General features: G+C 68.9%; 12 protein-coding genes and 1 tRNA gene. 3 read left to right on the top strand and 10 right to left on the bottom strand.

Features of this window, described 5'->3' with window-relative positions; all coding sequences use genetic code 11:
• Window positions 1-23: 23 nt before the first annotated feature.
• The 4 genes from QN357_RS04755 to QN357_RS04770 all read right to left on the bottom strand — a co-directional run bounded on the left by QN357_RS04755 (window position 24) and on the right by QN357_RS04770 (window position 5,907).
• On the bottom strand, window positions 24-821 hold the full coding sequence (locus tag QN357_RS04755; RefSeq protein WP_322140702.1) for a MazG family protein: 798 nt from the start codon (window positions 819-821) through the stop codon (window positions 24-26).
• Window positions 818-4,510 (bottom strand): transcription-repair coupling factor, encoded by a 3,693-nt coding sequence (mfd, locus tag QN357_RS04760; RefSeq protein ID WP_322140701.1) that lies wholly within the window; start codon window positions 4,508-4,510, stop codon window positions 818-820. The genes QN357_RS04755 and mfd overlap by 4 nt, the downstream gene beginning before the upstream one ends.
• Window positions 4,511-4,646: 136 nt before the next feature.
• On the bottom strand, window positions 4,647-5,228 hold the full coding sequence (gene pth / locus QN357_RS04765; RefSeq protein WP_134448262.1) for an aminoacyl-tRNA hydrolase: 582 nt from the start codon (window positions 5,226-5,228) through the stop codon (window positions 4,647-4,649).
• 49 nt (window positions 5,229-5,277) lie between these two features.
• Complete coding sequence (locus QN357_RS04770) at window positions 5,278-5,907, bottom strand: 50S ribosomal protein L25/general stress protein Ctc (protein WP_134448261.1); 630 nt, start codon at window positions 5,905-5,907, stop codon at window positions 5,278-5,280.
• A 360-nt stretch (window positions 5,908-6,267) separates the two neighbouring features.
• Here QN357_RS04770 and gndA point away from each other — a divergent pair, with 360 nt between their 5' ends.
• Together gndA and QN357_RS04780 are read left to right on the top strand one after the other, a co-directional pair.
• A complete protein-coding gene (gene gndA / locus QN357_RS04775) occupies window positions 6,268-7,671 on the top strand; it encodes an NADP-dependent phosphogluconate dehydrogenase (RefSeq protein ID WP_241975212.1) in 1,404 nt (467 codons plus the stop codon).
• 118 nt (window positions 7,672-7,789) lie between these two features.
• Entirely contained in the window at window positions 7,790-8,176 is a 387-nt protein-coding gene (locus QN357_RS04780) for a hypothetical protein (RefSeq protein ID WP_322136232.1), read from the top strand.
• Between the two features lie 99 nt (window positions 8,177-8,275).
• On the opposite strand, the gene QN357_RS04785 is transcribed toward QN357_RS04780, so the two are convergent.
• The 3 genes from QN357_RS04785 to QN357_RS04795 form a co-directional block, all read right to left on the bottom strand.
• The gene (locus QN357_RS04785; RefSeq protein ID WP_134448255.1) at window positions 8,276-9,253 is read right to left on the bottom strand and encodes a ribose-phosphate diphosphokinase; all 978 of its coding nucleotides are present in this window, start codon (window positions 9,251-9,253) and stop codon (window positions 8,276-8,278) included.
• Window positions 9,254-10,678: a bifunctional UDP-N-acetylglucosamine diphosphorylase/glucosamine-1-phosphate N-acetyltransferase GlmU gene (gene glmU, locus QN357_RS04790; protein WP_134448253.1), complete on the bottom strand. Its 1,425-nt coding sequence runs from the start codon at window positions 10,676-10,678 to the stop codon at window positions 9,254-9,256.
• An 82-nt stretch (window positions 10,679-10,760) separates the two neighbouring features.
• Window positions 10,761-10,832 (bottom strand) — tRNA-Gln (locus tag QN357_RS04795).
• A gap of 125 nt (window positions 10,833-10,957) precedes the next feature.
• Between QN357_RS04795 and QN357_RS04800 the strand changes: the two genes are divergently transcribed.
• A complete protein-coding gene (locus QN357_RS04800) occupies window positions 10,958-11,449 on the top strand; it encodes a MarR family winged helix-turn-helix transcriptional regulator (protein WP_134448251.1) in 492 nt (163 codons plus the stop codon).
• Between the two features lie 52 nt (window positions 11,450-11,501).
• Here QN357_RS04800 and QN357_RS04805 read toward each other — a convergent pair whose 3' ends face one another.
• From QN357_RS04805 to QN357_RS04815, 3 genes are all read right to left on the bottom strand, one after another.
• The gene (locus QN357_RS04805; protein WP_134558197.1) at window positions 11,502-13,031 is read right to left on the bottom strand and encodes a CYTH and CHAD domain-containing protein; all 1,530 of its coding nucleotides are present in this window, start codon (window positions 13,029-13,031) and stop codon (window positions 11,502-11,504) included.
• Window positions 13,032-13,078: 47 nt separating this feature from the next.
• Window positions 13,079-13,837 carry an arsenite methyltransferase gene (gene arsM / locus QN357_RS04810; RefSeq protein WP_134563956.1) on the bottom strand — a complete coding sequence of 253 codons (759 nt, stop codon included), beginning with the start codon at window positions 13,835-13,837 and terminating at the stop codon, window positions 13,079-13,081.
• A 34-nt stretch (window positions 13,838-13,871) separates the two neighbouring features.
• A partial coding sequence (locus QN357_RS04815) for a metalloregulator ArsR/SmtB family transcription factor (protein WP_323504617.1) occupies window positions 13,872-14,118 on the bottom strand: 247 nt, incomplete at its 5' end.

Consider the following 14,118-nt stretch of genomic DNA (forward strand, 5'->3'; position numbering starts at 1 on the left):
CGGGCGGCCCGGCCCAGTGGCGGTCAGTCGTTGTCGGCGGGGAGGCCGATGATGCCGGCATCCGAGAAGTCGGTCGCGGCATCCGCTGCACCGTCGAACCCCGCGCTGTCGAACCCCGCACCGTCGAGCCCCGCGCTGTCGAGCTCAGCGGCACGGATCTCGTCCTGGAGCCCGCGCACGGCGGTGCGCAGGGCGCGTTCGGAGTCGAGGCCGCGAGCCTTCGCCGCGGAGACGATCGCGAGCAGCAGGGGGCCGAGCTCGTCCTCGCTCTCGAGCGGGAGCGGGAAGTCGGCGCCGTCCGCATCGAGCAGCCCGATCTTCTGGGCGCGCCCGAGCACCTTGTCAGCGAGGGCGAGAGCGGGCATGCCTTGCGGGATGCCGTCGAGTACGCTCGTGCGGCCGGGCTTCTCGGTGGCCTTGAAACCGTCCCAGGCCGCGGCGACGTCGTCCGCGGTCGCGAGGTCGAGGTCTCCGAAGACGTGCGGATGCCGGCCCTCGAGTTTCCGGGTGAGGCTCGCGGCGACATCCTGCAGGTCGAAGTCCTCGCCGGCGGTGTGCGCGGCGAGGTCGGCATGGAAGAGGACCTGGTAGAGCACGTCGCCGAGTTCCTCGAGGAGTTCCTCGCGGCCACCGGCCTCGATCGCCTCGACCAGCTCGTGGCTTTCCTCGAGCAGGTAGGGCACGAGGGAGGCGTGGGTCTGCTCCATGTCCCAGGGGCAGCCGCCGGGAGCGCGCAGCCGCGCGACCGTCCGGACGAGGACGTCGATCGGGGTATCGGTCCGCGGGTCGATCGGGGCGTCGATCGGGTTGGCGTCGGTCACGACTTCCTCCTGGGGTTGGGGTTCTGCGTGGTCGTCGGTGCAGCCTTGGGTGCGGCGCCCGGCGCAACGGGCTCCTCGATGGGACGGGGGAAGATCGCGGCGAGCAGGGAGCCGGCCCAGGCGATCAGGGCGGCGTCGCCGAGCGGTTCGTCGTTGATCCGCGGCATCGGCACCATGATGGCCCCGGTTGCGACGGTGTACCGCGAGCCGGGGTACATCCGCTTCAGGCGTACCTGCATCGAGTCGGCGAGGTCGGCAGAGGCGACCCGCAGGTTGGAGCCCATCGCGACGACCTCGCTCAGGCCGGCCTGCTGGGAGAGCCAGCGCAGCCGGGAGACCAGGATCAGGTTCTGCACCGGTTGCGGGGGTTCGCCGTAGCGGTCGGTGAGTTCCTCGAGCACGAGGTCGATCTGGTCCCTGGCCGCGGTCGGCGAGCTCGCCGCGGAGAGCTTCTGGTAGGCCTCGAGGCGGAGGCGCTCGCTGTCGACGTAGTCCTCGGGGATGTGCGCGTCGACGGGCAGCTCGAGCCGGAGCTCGGTCTGGCCCTCTGCGACGTCGCCGCGGAAGGCGCTCACCGCCTCGCCGATCATCCGCAGGTAGAGGTCGAAACCGACCCCGGCGATGTGCCCGGCCTGTTCGCCGCCGAGCAGGTTGCCTGCCCCGCGGATCTCGAGGTCTTTCAGGGCGACCTGCATGCCGGCGCCGAGCTCGTTGTTCGCGGCGATCGTGGAGAGCCGGTCGTGGGCGATCTCGGTGAGCGGCTTGTTCTCGTCGTAGAGGAAGTATGCGTACGCGCGCTCCCGGCCGCGGCCGACCCGGCCGCGCAGCTGGTGCAGCTGGCTCAGCCCGAACTTGTCCGCCCTGTCGATGATGATGGTGTTCGCGTTGGCGATGTCGAGGCCGGTCTCGATGATCGTCGTCGAGACGAGCACGTCGAACTTGCGCTCCCAGAAGTCGACGACGACCTGTTCGAGCTGCGCCTCGGGCAGCTGCCCGTGTGCGACGGCGATCCGGGCCTCCGGTACGAGTTCGGCGATGTGAGCGGCGATCCTGTTGATGCTCGACACCCGGTTGTGCACGACGAAGATCTGGCCTTCGCGGAGCAGCTCGCGCCGGATGGCCGCGGCGACCTGCCGGTCGGAGTACGGCCCGACGAACGTGAGGATCGGGTGCCGGTCCTCCGGCGGGGTCGCGAGGGTCGACATCTCGCGGATGCCCGTGACCGCCATCTCGAGGGTGCGCGGGATCGGCGTCGCGCTCATGGCGAGGATGTCGACGTTGGTCTTGAGCTTCTTGAGGGCGTCCTTGTGCTCGACGCCGAACCGCTGCTCCTCATCGATGATGACGAGGCCGAGGTCCTTGAAGATGATCGACCCGGTCAGGAGCCGGTGGGTGCCGATCACCAGGTCGACCGTGCCGTCGAGGATGCCGGCGACGGTCTCCCGGGATTCCTTCTCGGTCTGGAACCGGCTCAGGGCGCGGATGTGCACGGGGAACCCGGCGAATCGCTCCTGGAAGGTCTCCATGTGTTGGCGCACCAGCAGGGTCGTCGGCACCAGGATCGCGACCTGCTTGCCGTCCTGGATCGCCTTGAATGCTGCGCGCACGGCGACCTCGGTCTTGCCGAAGCCGACGTCGCCGGAGAGGAGCCGGTCCATCGGGATGGGCCGTTCCATGTCGGCCTTGACCTCGTCGATCGTCGTGAGCTGGTCGGGGGTCTCCGCGAACGGGAACGCCTCCTCGAGCTCGCGCTGCCAGGGCGTGTCGGGCCCGAAGGCATGGCCCTTGCTCGCCATCCGTGCCGAGTAGAGCTTGACGAGCTCGACGGCGATGTCCCGCACCGCGTGCCGGGCCTTCGACTTCGCGCTCGACCAGTCGCTGCCGCCCATCTTGCTGAGCGCGGGCGCCTCACCGCCGATGTACCGGCTGACGAGGTCGAGCTGGTCGGTGGGCACGAAGAGCTTGTCGCCGGGGTGCCCGCGCTTGGACGGTGCGTACTCGAGCACGAGGTACTCGCGCTTGGTCTTGACCGGGTTGCGGCCGCCGCTCGACACCTCGCGCTGGGTCAGTTCCACGAACCGGCCGATGCCGTGGGTCTGGTGCACGACGTGGTCGCCGGCCTTGAGCTGCAGCGGGTCGACGACGTTCTTGCGCCGGCTCGCGAGCTTCTTCACCTGGCGGGCGTCATAGCCGACCGTGCGTCCGTAGAACTCGGACTCGCTGACGAGGGTGAGCTTCGTCTCGGCGAGCTCGAAACCGTGGTCGACGGATGCCTTCAGCAGGTAGGCGATGCCGGGTTCCGGCTCTGACGGCCATTCGGTCACGATCCGGGCGGGGAGTTCGTGCTCGGCGAGCACCGCGGCGGCTCGTTCGACGAGCCCGGCACCCTGGGCGAGCACGCCGACGGTCCAGCCGTCCTTCATCCGGCTGCTGAGGTGCCCGATGGCGCCCTCGACGCTGCCCTGGAAACTGGGGACCGCCTCGCCCTCGACCCTGAGGGTGAGGAGGTCGTCGATTTCGCGGTGCTCTGGCAGGACCGGGGCATCCGTCGGGGCGGCCTGGAAGGAACTGAAAGTCCACCAGACGTGCGCGGAGGCCGGCGCGCCGGGAGCGGTGTGCGTGACCGAGTCGCGCAGCCGGCCGAGGGTGAGGAAGTCGCCGGACTCGAGGTCGATCGGGGCGTCTGCACCCGCGGTCGCTGCGCTCCAGGCCGCCCCGAGGAACTCGCGGTTCGTCTCGGCGAGGCTGATCGCCCTGCTGGCGACACGTTCGGGCGAGACCACGGCGACGGCGGCTTCGGCGGGGAGGTAGTGCGTGATCGGCACGAGCCGGTCGACGAGGGCGGGCGCGAGGCTCTCCATGCCCTCGACAGGGATACCCTCCGCGATCTTCGCGAGGAGGCCGGCGAGGCTGGGGAACTCGTGCTGCATCTCGCGGGCGCGCTGCCGCACGGCGGGGCTCAGCAGCAGCTCGCGGCTCGGCGGCAGACTCACCGAGGCGACCGGTTCTGGCAGGGAGCGCTGGTCGGCGACGGAGAAGGCGCGGATCTGTTCGACCTCGTCGCCGAAGAACTCGACGCGGGACGGATGCGGGGCGATCGAGGGGAACACGTCGAGGATGCCGCCGCGCACGGCGAACTCGCCGCGGCGGGTCACCATGTCGACGCGGGTGTACGCGAGTTCGACGAGCTGCACGGCGAGCGCGCCCAGGTCGTTGCCGCGGGCGCCGGCCGTGAGCACGATGGGCGCGAAGTCGGTGAGGTTGTCCGCGACGGGCTGCAGGGCTGCGCGCACGGATGCGATCACGATGAGCGGGCGGCGAAGGGCCGGGTCGGTCTCCTCCCACTCGCGCATCCGCCGCAGTGCGAAGAGCCGCTTGCCGACGATCTCGGCACTCGGGCTCAGCCGCTCGTGCGGGAGCGTCTCCCAGGCCGGGAAACCGATGATCTCGGCGTCTTCGGTGAAGCAGTCGAGGTTGTCGTGCAGGTATTCGGACTCACGCCCGGTGGCGGTGATGACCAGCAGGGCCGGGGCCTTGCCGAGCCGGGCGCGCTGTTCGAGGAGCGCGGCGAGCACGGGAGCCCTGAGGCCTTCGGTGAGCGAGAAGTCGGCGTCGCGGCCCGCGCACGCGAGGGCTCGGTCGAACGTGGAGGCGCGCGAAAGTGTGGCAATTACGCCGTGGAGGGTCACCCGGCAATTCTACGCAGCACCGCCGACAGTCGCCTTTCCGGTCGACAGTCGCCGCCACACCGGTGACTCTCGACCGGAACGGCGATTCTCGCGGTCGGGACGGTCACTGTCGCGGACGGTCACTGTCGCGGGCGGGTCAGGGCGCGTGGAACTTCTGCTGGGCGACGGTGACGCCCTCCGCCGCGATCAGCTGGATCGCATCCGCTGCGTCTTCGAGCAGGTTCGGCAGGGTCTCGCGCTCGACCTTGGAGAAGTCGTGCAACACGAAGTCGGCCGGCGCCTGGCGACCGGGCGGGCGGCCCAGGCCGAGGCGGATACGCACGAAGTCCTTCGTGCCGATGGCCGCGATGATGTCGCGGAGCCCGTTGTGGCCCCCGTGACCGCCGCCGACCTTGATCTTGAGCGTGTCGAATGGCAGGTCGAGCTCGTCGTGCACGACGATCAGGCGATCCGGTTCGAGCGAGTAGAACCGCAGCAGGGCGGCCACCGGTCCGCCGGACACGTTCATATAGGTGTTCGGCGTCGCGAGCACGAGCCCGGGGCCCCCGGGGAAACTGCGCCCGGAAGCAACCGTCGAGTTGGTCTTGTGGGTCTTGAAATTCGCCGACAGTCGGTCGGCGAGCACGGCGGTCACCATGTGGCCGACGTTGTGGCGGTTTCCGGCGTAGTCGGGCCCGGGGTTACCGAGCCCGACTACGAGCCAGAGATTCTCGTCCAGGGAAATCCTCCTTGTTCGACGAGATCAGGCAGAAAGCGTGAAGCGAATGCTACTCGGCGGGGGCTTCCTCGACAACGGCCTCGGCGTCGGCGTCGGCAACGGCCTCTTCCTCTTCCTCGGCCTCGGGCAGGTGCACGCTGATGACGACGGCGTCTGCATCGGAGATGAGCACGGCACCGTCGGGAAGGACGATCTCGCCGGCCTTGATCTGGGCACCCTCGTCGAGGCCATCGACGTTGACAACGATGTTCTGCGGGATGTTGGTCGCTTCGACCTCGAGCAGCAGGCTCTTGATGTCCAGGTCGATGACGTTTCCGGCGATGATCTCACCGGTCAGGTGCACGGCGACGTCAACCTGGACCTTTTCACCCTTGCGGATGACGATGAGGTCGAGGTGTTCGATGATCTGACGGACCGGGTCCTTCTGGACGTCCTTGACGAGGGTCAGGTGGGTCTCGCCGTTGACCTCGAGCTCGAGCACCGCGTTGGCGCGACGCAGGATCAGGCCGATCTGGTGGGACGGAAGTGCAACGTGCACCGGGTCGGTGCCGTGGCCGTAGATGACGGCCGGAATCTTGCCGAGCACGCGCAGCTTGCGGGCCGCACCCTTGCCGAACTTGGTGCGCAGGTCGGCATCGATCTTGTTGTCGATGACCTTTTTGTCCTTGGCCTCAGCCATGATGTGTCTCCTTGTCAGGCCTCTACGGCCCAGATCAGTTGCGCAGCCGATGGCCGCGCGTATGGGTGCTGGTTCAACTCGAACGCGTGTCGCGTGAGGAAAGGCCGTGAAGCATTTCGCCGCGTCGATAACGGATGCCGAGCGTGCGTGACACGCCTGGCAGCCCTCGCCGAAGTTCAACTGCTAAGCCTAGCGGAGTGTGCGGGAACCTTGCACCAGCATCCGCCCGCCCCCGTCGGGCAGGTGCCCAGCCCGACCGACTAACCTTGAACATGGTTCTAGACCAACCATTTTGAAGGAGCGAACGTGACCGAAACCGGTACAGCACAGGCAAATATTGGCGTCGTCGGACTGGCGGTGATGGGCTCGAATCTCGCCCGCAACCTCGCCAGCCGGGAGGGGAACACCGTCGCGGTCTACAACCGCTCGTACGTGCGCACCCAGACCCTCATGACGGAACACCCCGAGGCCGGCTTCGTCGCCTCGGAGACCATCGAGGACTTCGTCGCGTCGCTGAGCCGCCCGCGCACCGCCATCATCATGGTCCAGGCCGGAAAGGGCACGGACGCGGTCATCAGCCAGCTCGCCGAGCTGTTCGAGCCCGGCGACATCATCGTCGACGGCGGCAACGCGGACTTCCACGACACCATCCGCCGCGAAAAGGCGATCAGCGCGACCGGCATCAACTTCGTCGGCGCCGGCATCTCCGGCGGCGAAGAGGGCGCGCTCAAGGGCCCGAGCATCATGCCCGGCGGCTCCGCGCTCGCCTACGAGACCCTCGGCCCGATCCTCGAGTCGATCGCCGCCGTCGTCGACGGCGTGCCGTGCGTCACCCACATCGGCACCGACGGCGCAGGCCACTTCGTCAAGATGGTGCACAACGGCATCGAATACGCCGACATGCAGCTCATCGCCGAGGCGTACGACCTGCTCCGTCATGTGACCGGCCACTCCCCCGCCGCCATCGCCGACGTGTTCACCGAGTGGAACAAGGGCGACCTCGAGAGCTACCTGATCGAGATCACCGCCGAGGTGCTCCGCCAGGTCGACGCCGAGACCGGACTGCCGTTCATCGACATCGTCCTCGACGAGGCCGGCTCCAAGGGAACCGGCGTCTGGACCGTGCAGAACGCGCTCGACCTCGGCGTGCCCGTCGCCGGAATCGCGGAGGCCGTGTTCGCCCGCGCCGTGTCGAGCCACCCCGAGCAGCGCGGACCGGTGCGCGCCTCGATCAGCGCCCGCCCCGAGATCGCCGTCGTCGGCCACACCTTCGTCGACGACGTGCGCCAGGCGCTCTACGCGTCGAAGGTCGTCGCGTACGCGCAGGGCTTCGACGAGATCATCGCCGGTGCCGCCAAGTACAACTGGAGCATCGACAAGGGCGCCGTCGCCACGATCTGGCGCGGCGGCTGCATCATCCGCGCCCAGTTCCTGAACCGCATCGTGGATGCCTACGCGAACGACCCGTCGATCCCGACGCTGCTCGTCGACCCGTTCTTCGCCGCGGCCGTCGCCGCCGGCGAGTCGGCCTGGCGTCGCGTCGTCTCGACCGCTGCGCTTTCGGGCATCCCGGTTCCCGGCTTCGCCTCGGCCCTGAGCTACTTCGACTCGCTCGCCGCGGAACGTCTGCCCGCCGCCCTCGTGCAGGGCCAGCGCGACTTCTTCGGAGCGCACACATACAAGCGCGTCGACAAGCCCGGCGTGTTCCACACCCTGTGGTCGGGCGACCGCACCGAAATCGCCACGGAGGCCTCCACTCACTAGTCGCGGCATCCACCTCTCTCCGCGAGAGCGTAAAAAGTGCCCCTTCCCGCTGCGGGAAGGGGCACTTTTTACGCTCTCGCGGAGAATGGGAGCGCAATTTGCGATACTGGACCCCACGATGAACGACGACGACGGTAGCGAGCAGCACGAGTACCCCGAGCTCGCCGGGTATGAGCCGCACGACAGCGCGCGGCCGCTGCGCAGCAGGCGGATGCTGCTGGTGATGCGCCTCGCCGTCGTGCTCGGGCTCGTGACGCTGATCGTGCCGGGGATCCTCACGTCGATGCAGATCGCATCCGTCACAGCCACGAACGCGTGCTCCGTTGCGGTCGCTCACTACTACCCGCTCGCGGAGGGGTCCACCGCGCGCTTCGACCTGGCCGGGCCCGGCGGGTTCGGCTGGCAGTGTTACGCGATCGACGTGCACGAGCGGGAGACCTGGGTGATCTCGCTCGGCCTGATCCCCCGCGCGCCGGGGTTCGGCCCACCGGTCGTGCCGGCCTAGGCATCCGCTGCCCGTGCGCGCCCCACAGGGTGTCGCGGCGGTTAACGACGGATGCCCCGCTCGGGTGAGCGGGGCATCCGTCGGTCGGGGCAGCGTGGGTTACGCGGCGCCCTCGAACATCGACGTGACGGATCCCTCGTCGAAGACCTCGTGGATCGCGCGGGCCAGAAGCGGGGCGATCGGCAGAACGGTCAGGGTCGGGAAGCGCTTCTCCGGGGGGATCGGCAGGGTGTCGGTGACGACGACCTCGGTGATCGCCGGGTTCTGCAGCAGCTCGAGCGCGGGGTGGCTGAACACGGCGTGGGTCGCGGCGACGACGACGCCGATCGCTCCGGCGGCACGCAGTGCCTCGGCGGCGAGGACGATGGTGCGTCCGGTGTCGATCATGTCGTCGACAAGCAGGCAGACGCGACCGGAGACCTGACCGACGATCTCGTGCACGGAGACGCGGTTCGGCACCAGCGGGTCACGGCGCTTGTGGATGATCGCCAGGGGGGCGCCGAGCTTGTCGCTCCAGATGTCGGCGACGCGGACGCGGCCCATGTCGGGCGACACCACGGTCAGCGTTGCGGGGTCGAGCTTCTCCTGGAAGTGCTCGAGCAGCACCGGCATCGCGAAGAGGTGGTCGACGGGGCCGTCGAAGAAGCCCTGGATCTGGGCGGCGTGCAGGTCGATCGACATAATGCGGTCGGCGCCGGCGACCTTGAACAGGTCGGCGACGAGGCGGGCCGATACCGGCTCGCGGCCGCGGCCCTTCTTGTCCTGGCGGGCGTAAGGGTAGAACGGCGCAACAACCGTGATGCGCTTGGCGGAGGCCCGCTTGAGCGCGTCGACCATGATGAGCTGTTCCATCAGCCATTCATTGATCGGGTTGGTGTGCGACTGGATCACAAAGGTGTCACTGCCGCGCACGCTCTCGTCGAAACGGGCGTAGATCTCGCCGTTCGCGAAGGTACGTGCGTCGGTGTGCACGAGTTCGGTACCGAGCTCCTTGGCGATGTCCAGTGCCAGTTGCGGGTGTGCTCGCCCCGAAACCAATACAAGTCGTTTCTCGCCGCTGGCATTGATTCCAGGCACCTAGTCTCCGCTCTTAGCCGCGGCTTCCGCCGCGTCGGTTCCCGGGCGGTTGGTCTGAACCCAGCCGTCCATATTGCGTTGTGGGGCCACGGTGAGAGCCAAAGCTCCGGCCGGCACGTCCTTGCGGACGATGGTACCGGCACCGGTGTAAGCCCCGTCCCCAATCCTAACGGGCGCGACGAAGACGTTGTGCGACCCGGTGCGCACATGCGACCCCACGACGCTCGGCGATTTCGTCACGCCGTTGTAGTTCGCGAAGATCGTCCCCGCCCCGATGTTGGAGTGCACACCGACCGTCGCGTCGCCGACGTAGCTCAGGTGCGGCACCTTGCTGCCCTCGCCGATGACGGCGTTCTTGGTCTCGACAAAGGTGCCGATCTTGCCGTCCGCGCCGAGAATCGTGCCGGGCCGCAGGTACGAGAACGGGCCGACGGATGCGCCGGCACCGATCACCGCGAGGGTCGCGTCCGTGCGCTTCACCTCGGCGTTCGCGCCGATCTCGCAGTCCACGAGGGTCGTGTCCGGTCCGACGACGGCGCCGGTCTCGATGACCGTCGCCCCGAGGATCTGGGTGCCCGGCTTGATCGTGACGTCGGGCGCGATCGTGACGGCGAGGTCGATCCAGGTCGTCGCAGGGTCCTGCACGGTCACGCCGGCGAGCTGCCAGCCGCGCACGATGAGCGCATTGAGCTGCCGGGCGGACTCGGCGAGCTGGGCCCGGTCGTTGATGCCGGCCACGAGCCAGGCATCCGCTACCGGAACGGCGCGCACATCGGAGCCGGACTCGCGGAGCAGGCCGATCACGTCGGTGAGGTACTTCTCGCCCTGGACGTTCTCAGTCGTGATGCGGGCGAGCTGCGCACGCAGTTCGGTGATGCCGAAGACGTAGACGCCGGCGTTCGTCTCCGTGATCAGGCGTTCCTCGGGGCTGGCGTCCTTCTGTTCCACGATGCGGTCGAAGGCTCCGGCTTCGTCGCGCACGATGCGGCCGTAGCCGGTGGAGTCGTCGGGGAAGGCGGACAGCACGGTCGCCGCGACGGCGCGTTCGCGGTGCGCGGTGATGAAGCTCGCGAGGGTCGCCGCGTTCAGGAGGGGAACGTCGCCGCTGACGACGAGCACGTCGCCCTCGAAGTCGGCGGGCAGGGCCTCGATGGCCTGCTCGACGGCCCGGCCGGTTCCCGGGACCTCGTCCTGGTCGACGACGATGCTCTCGGGCAGGTCGGCCTCGACGATGTCGACGAGCCGGTCGCGTTCGTGGCGCACGACGGTCACGACGTGCGCGGCGTTCAACGCGGATGCCGTCGCGAGCACGTGGCTGAGGATGGGCAGCCCGGCGAGGGGGTGCAACAGCTTGGGAGTCGCGGATTTCATCCGGGTGCCCTGGCCTGCGGCCAGGACGACGATGGCGAGACGGGAATCGGTCACGGGGTCCTCGTGCTTCTGTGTTGCCGGCCGGGAAGACCGGGTGCGGGCGCCACTGGAATGCAGCACTGGTAATGATCTACGGCTCCGCCGCCAGGACTCGAACCTGGACCTAACAGCTCCAAAGGCTGTCGTGCTGCCATTACACCACGGCGGAATTCGCCGGCCGGAGCCGACCAACGCTGATAAGTCTGCCAGAAGTATCGGCTGCGGCGCGCAGCCGGGCGTACCGATGACCCGTGCTGTGCAGGCGGATGCCCCGGCTGGCCGGATAATAGGACGATGCCCGGCAATGACGAAGTAGACCGCATCGTGGATGCCTGGCTGCGCGAGCGGCCGGACCTCGATTTCGCCCCGTTGCAGGTGCTCAGCCGGGTCGGTCGCCTCGCCAAGCACCTTGACCGGGCCAGGCGCACCGCGTTCTCCCGCTCCGAACTGGAGTCGTGGGAGTTCGACGTGCTGTCGGCGCTCCGCCGCGAGGGCGCACCGTACGAACTCAGCCCCAAGGCACTGCTGCAACAGACGCTCGTGTCGAGCGGAACCATGACGAACCGGATCGACCGGCTCGTCGAGCGCGGCCTCGTCACCCGGCGCACCGACCCCAACGACGGCCGCGGCATCTTCGTCGTGATGAACCCCGACGGGCTGATCCGGGTCGATGCCGCGATCACCCGCCTCGTCGACGCCGAGGCCGAGCTGCTCGCGACGCTCACGGCCAGCGAACGCGAACGCCTCGCCTCCCTGCTGCGCAAGCTCAGCCTTGACTTCGACTGAGCTCGCGCGCACCGCAAGAATCGCGGCGGAGCCCTGACCGGGGTCGACGGCGTCAGAGCACGGACTTGGGGAAGCTTTTCCACGCCGACCGGAACCGGCTCTCGAGGTGCGCACCCCGGAACTGTTCGGTCGCGTGGAGGCGGCCGTACGTGAACGAGTTCTCATTGTCGATGAAGGCGCGCATGCCGAGGGTGAGCAGCACCCCGCGGGCGACGACGCTGTCGTGGTGCTCGCCGAGGATGTCCTGGACCAGTCGGGCGGCGGCCACAAGCCTGGCCGCACGTTTCGGACTCAGGATGAGCGCAGACTCCGTCGTATACCGCAGGCGCTTGGCGATCTTGCGCACCTCGTGCAGGGCTGCGTCGTGATCGGGGCCCTGCGGCACGGCGCGAGCGTCGCGAACGGCCTTGCGCAGTCGGGCGCCATCACGCTTGACGAGACCAGGTACCACCGACTTGGCCGACTTCTTCGCGAGCGCGGTGAACGGCGGCTCCGCGATGAGGGCGTCGAGTGCGTCGAGCAGCCGGAAGTAGCGTGGGCTGTCGAGCACGACATCCGCCGCCTGCTGCGCCGTGGCGAGGTCGGCCGCGAAGTGCGCGTCCAGGCGCTTCCTGACGTGCCCGACCACGAGCTTCGCCGGCTCGGACGAGAGCGACCTGGCGAGGTTGTGGTGCAGGACCTCGTTGTCGCGGGCGGCGCCGAGCACACGGGCGATCCACTGGAGTTCGTCCCCGAGGGTGTTGGCCAGCCCGTTCGGAAGCAGGTCGCGATAGGTGGCCAGCACCGAGCGCATCCGCCGGGTCGCGACCCGCATCTGGTGCACGGCTTCGGCGTCGTCGCGCCTCACGAGCGGGTCCTGGTGGACGAGTACCCGCATCTGGGCGTCGAGGTAGGCGAGCAGCAGGGCCCCCGTCGTACTCGACCGGGTCGGCGTCGCCGGTGGGGCCGGCGGGGCTGCGGGAATGCGGTCGCCGAGGGCACGGCCGAGCTTCGAGGGGTAGCCTGCGCGACGGACTCCCCCGGCGGCGAAGGCCTCCGCGACGGCGTCGAGCAGCTCGGGGGCGCCGTCGACGAGTTCGATCTCCCATTCCCGCCATTCCTGGCGGAGCGGGTCGACACCGAGGCGGTCGGCCAGGACACTGTCGTCGCAGACCTCGGCGAGCACGGCGCCGTTGTCCCCGCGCAGCACGTGCACGATCCGGTGGTTGCGGAGCCGCACGACGGGCACGAGCACCCGGTCGCGCACGAGGACGCGAACCCGCTGCTGGAGGCCGGCCGGCACGAGCTCGGGGTCGCTGCCGAGGGGTTCGTGCACCTCGCGGCGTTCGTCGGGGCCGCGACCGTCGACGCCGGACGGGAGCTTGAGGTGCCAGCCGGCGTCGTCCCCGCCGGTGCGGCGCCGCAGTGTGATCCGGTGCGCGGCAAGGGTGAGGTCGGCCGTGTCGAAGTAGACGGCGTCGAGCGACTGGTCGACAGGGGCATCCACCCAGGTCACGCCGGGGAGCTCATGCAGCGGCGGGAGAACGGATGCCGCGTCGACGTCGTATTTGCGCTCAACCTCGGAAAAATCCACGGCATTCATGCCCGACAGTGTACGCCCGGGCGCCTCCCGGCCCGCGCCACACGCGGCTAGACGGTGGGCTTGACCGCCTTGACGATGGCGCCGTGCATGTCGGGGGCGACCTCGTGGGTGTAGTCGACGCTGATCCCGGTGAATCCCGCCCCGGCCAGGGTGTCGAGGTACTCCCGGTGGGAGAGCGCGCCGGCGATACAGCCGGCGTAGCTGCCGCGCTCGATGCGGTCCTGCTCGCTGAGGTGGTCCTCCGCGACGACGTCGGAGATCCCGAGCCGCCCGCTGGGCTTGAGGACCCGGAACATCTCCGTGATGACGGCGGTCTTGTCGGCGGAGAGGTTGATCACACAATTGGAGATGATGACGTCGACGGATGCGTCGGGCAGCGGGATCTCCTCGATCCGGCCCTTGATGAATTCGACGTTCGTGGCGCCGGCCTTGTCCGCGTTGGCCCGGGCGAGGGACAGCATCTCGTCGGTCATGTCGAGGCCGTATGCAAAACCGGTGGGGCCGACCCGCCGCGCGGAGAGGAGCACGTCGATGCCGCCTCCGGAGCCGAGGTCGAGCACGGTTTCGCCGGCGCGCAGGTCGGCGACCGCCGTGGGGTTGCCGCAGCCGAGGCTCGCCAGCAGCGCTTCCTCGGGCACTTCGGACCCCTCCCCGCCCGTATAGAGGACCGATCCGAAGACGTCGCCGTTCCCGAGGTCGGTGGGAACGCAGCACGAGCCGGATGCAGCCGACACGTCGGTGAGCTGCAGCGCCGCGGCGGCGTAGCGTTCGCGGACGAGCTCGGTGATGTCTGTCTTTTCAGTCATGGGTGGTTCCTTCCTTCGGATGATCGCTGCGAGGTCATGCGCTGGTCAGCAGCCGCGCGACCGAGTCGAGCGCGCCGGGTACGAGCGCAAAATGGGCCCAGTTGCCGCGCTGGGTGCGGCTGAGGAATCCGGCGTCGGTCAGGACTTTGAGGTGGTGGGACACAGTGGGCTGGCTCAGCCCGACCGGTGCCGTCAGGTCGCAGGCGCAGGCTTCCTGACCTTCGGATGCGGCCACGATCGAGATCAGGCGCAGCCGGGTCGGGTCCGCGAGGGCCTTGAGC

This window comes from Cryobacterium sp. RTC2.1 (genome assembly GCF_035018685.1).
GTDB classification, from domain to species: domain Bacteria; phylum Actinomycetota; class Actinomycetes; order Actinomycetales; family Microbacteriaceae; genus Cryobacterium; species Cryobacterium glucosi.

What these genes read in the sequence shown, in the direction of transcription:
- QN357_RS04770 (WP_134448261.1), bottom strand. Translation starts at nt 5,907, where the DNA reads ATGGCTGAGGCCAAGGACAAAAAGGTCATCGACAACAAGATCGATGCC.
- gndA (WP_241975212.1), top strand. Translation starts at nt 6,268, where the DNA reads ATGGGCTCGAATCTCGCCCGCAACCTCGCCAGCCGGGAGGGGAACACC.
- QN357_RS04780 (WP_322136232.1), top strand. Translation starts at nt 7,790, where the DNA reads ATGAACGACGACGACGGTAGCGAGCAGCACGAGTACCCCGAGCTCGCC.
- QN357_RS04800 (WP_134448251.1), top strand. Translation starts at nt 10,958, where the DNA reads ATGCCCGGCAATGACGAAGTAGACCGCATCGTGGATGCCTGGCTGCGC.
- QN357_RS04805 (WP_134558197.1), bottom strand. Translation starts at nt 13,031, where the DNA reads ATGAATGCCGTGGATTTTTCCGAGGTTGAGCGCAAATACGACGTCGAC.
- arsM (WP_134563956.1), bottom strand. Translation starts at nt 13,837, where the DNA reads ATGACTGAAAAGACAGACATCACCGAGCTCGTCCGCGAACGCTACGCC.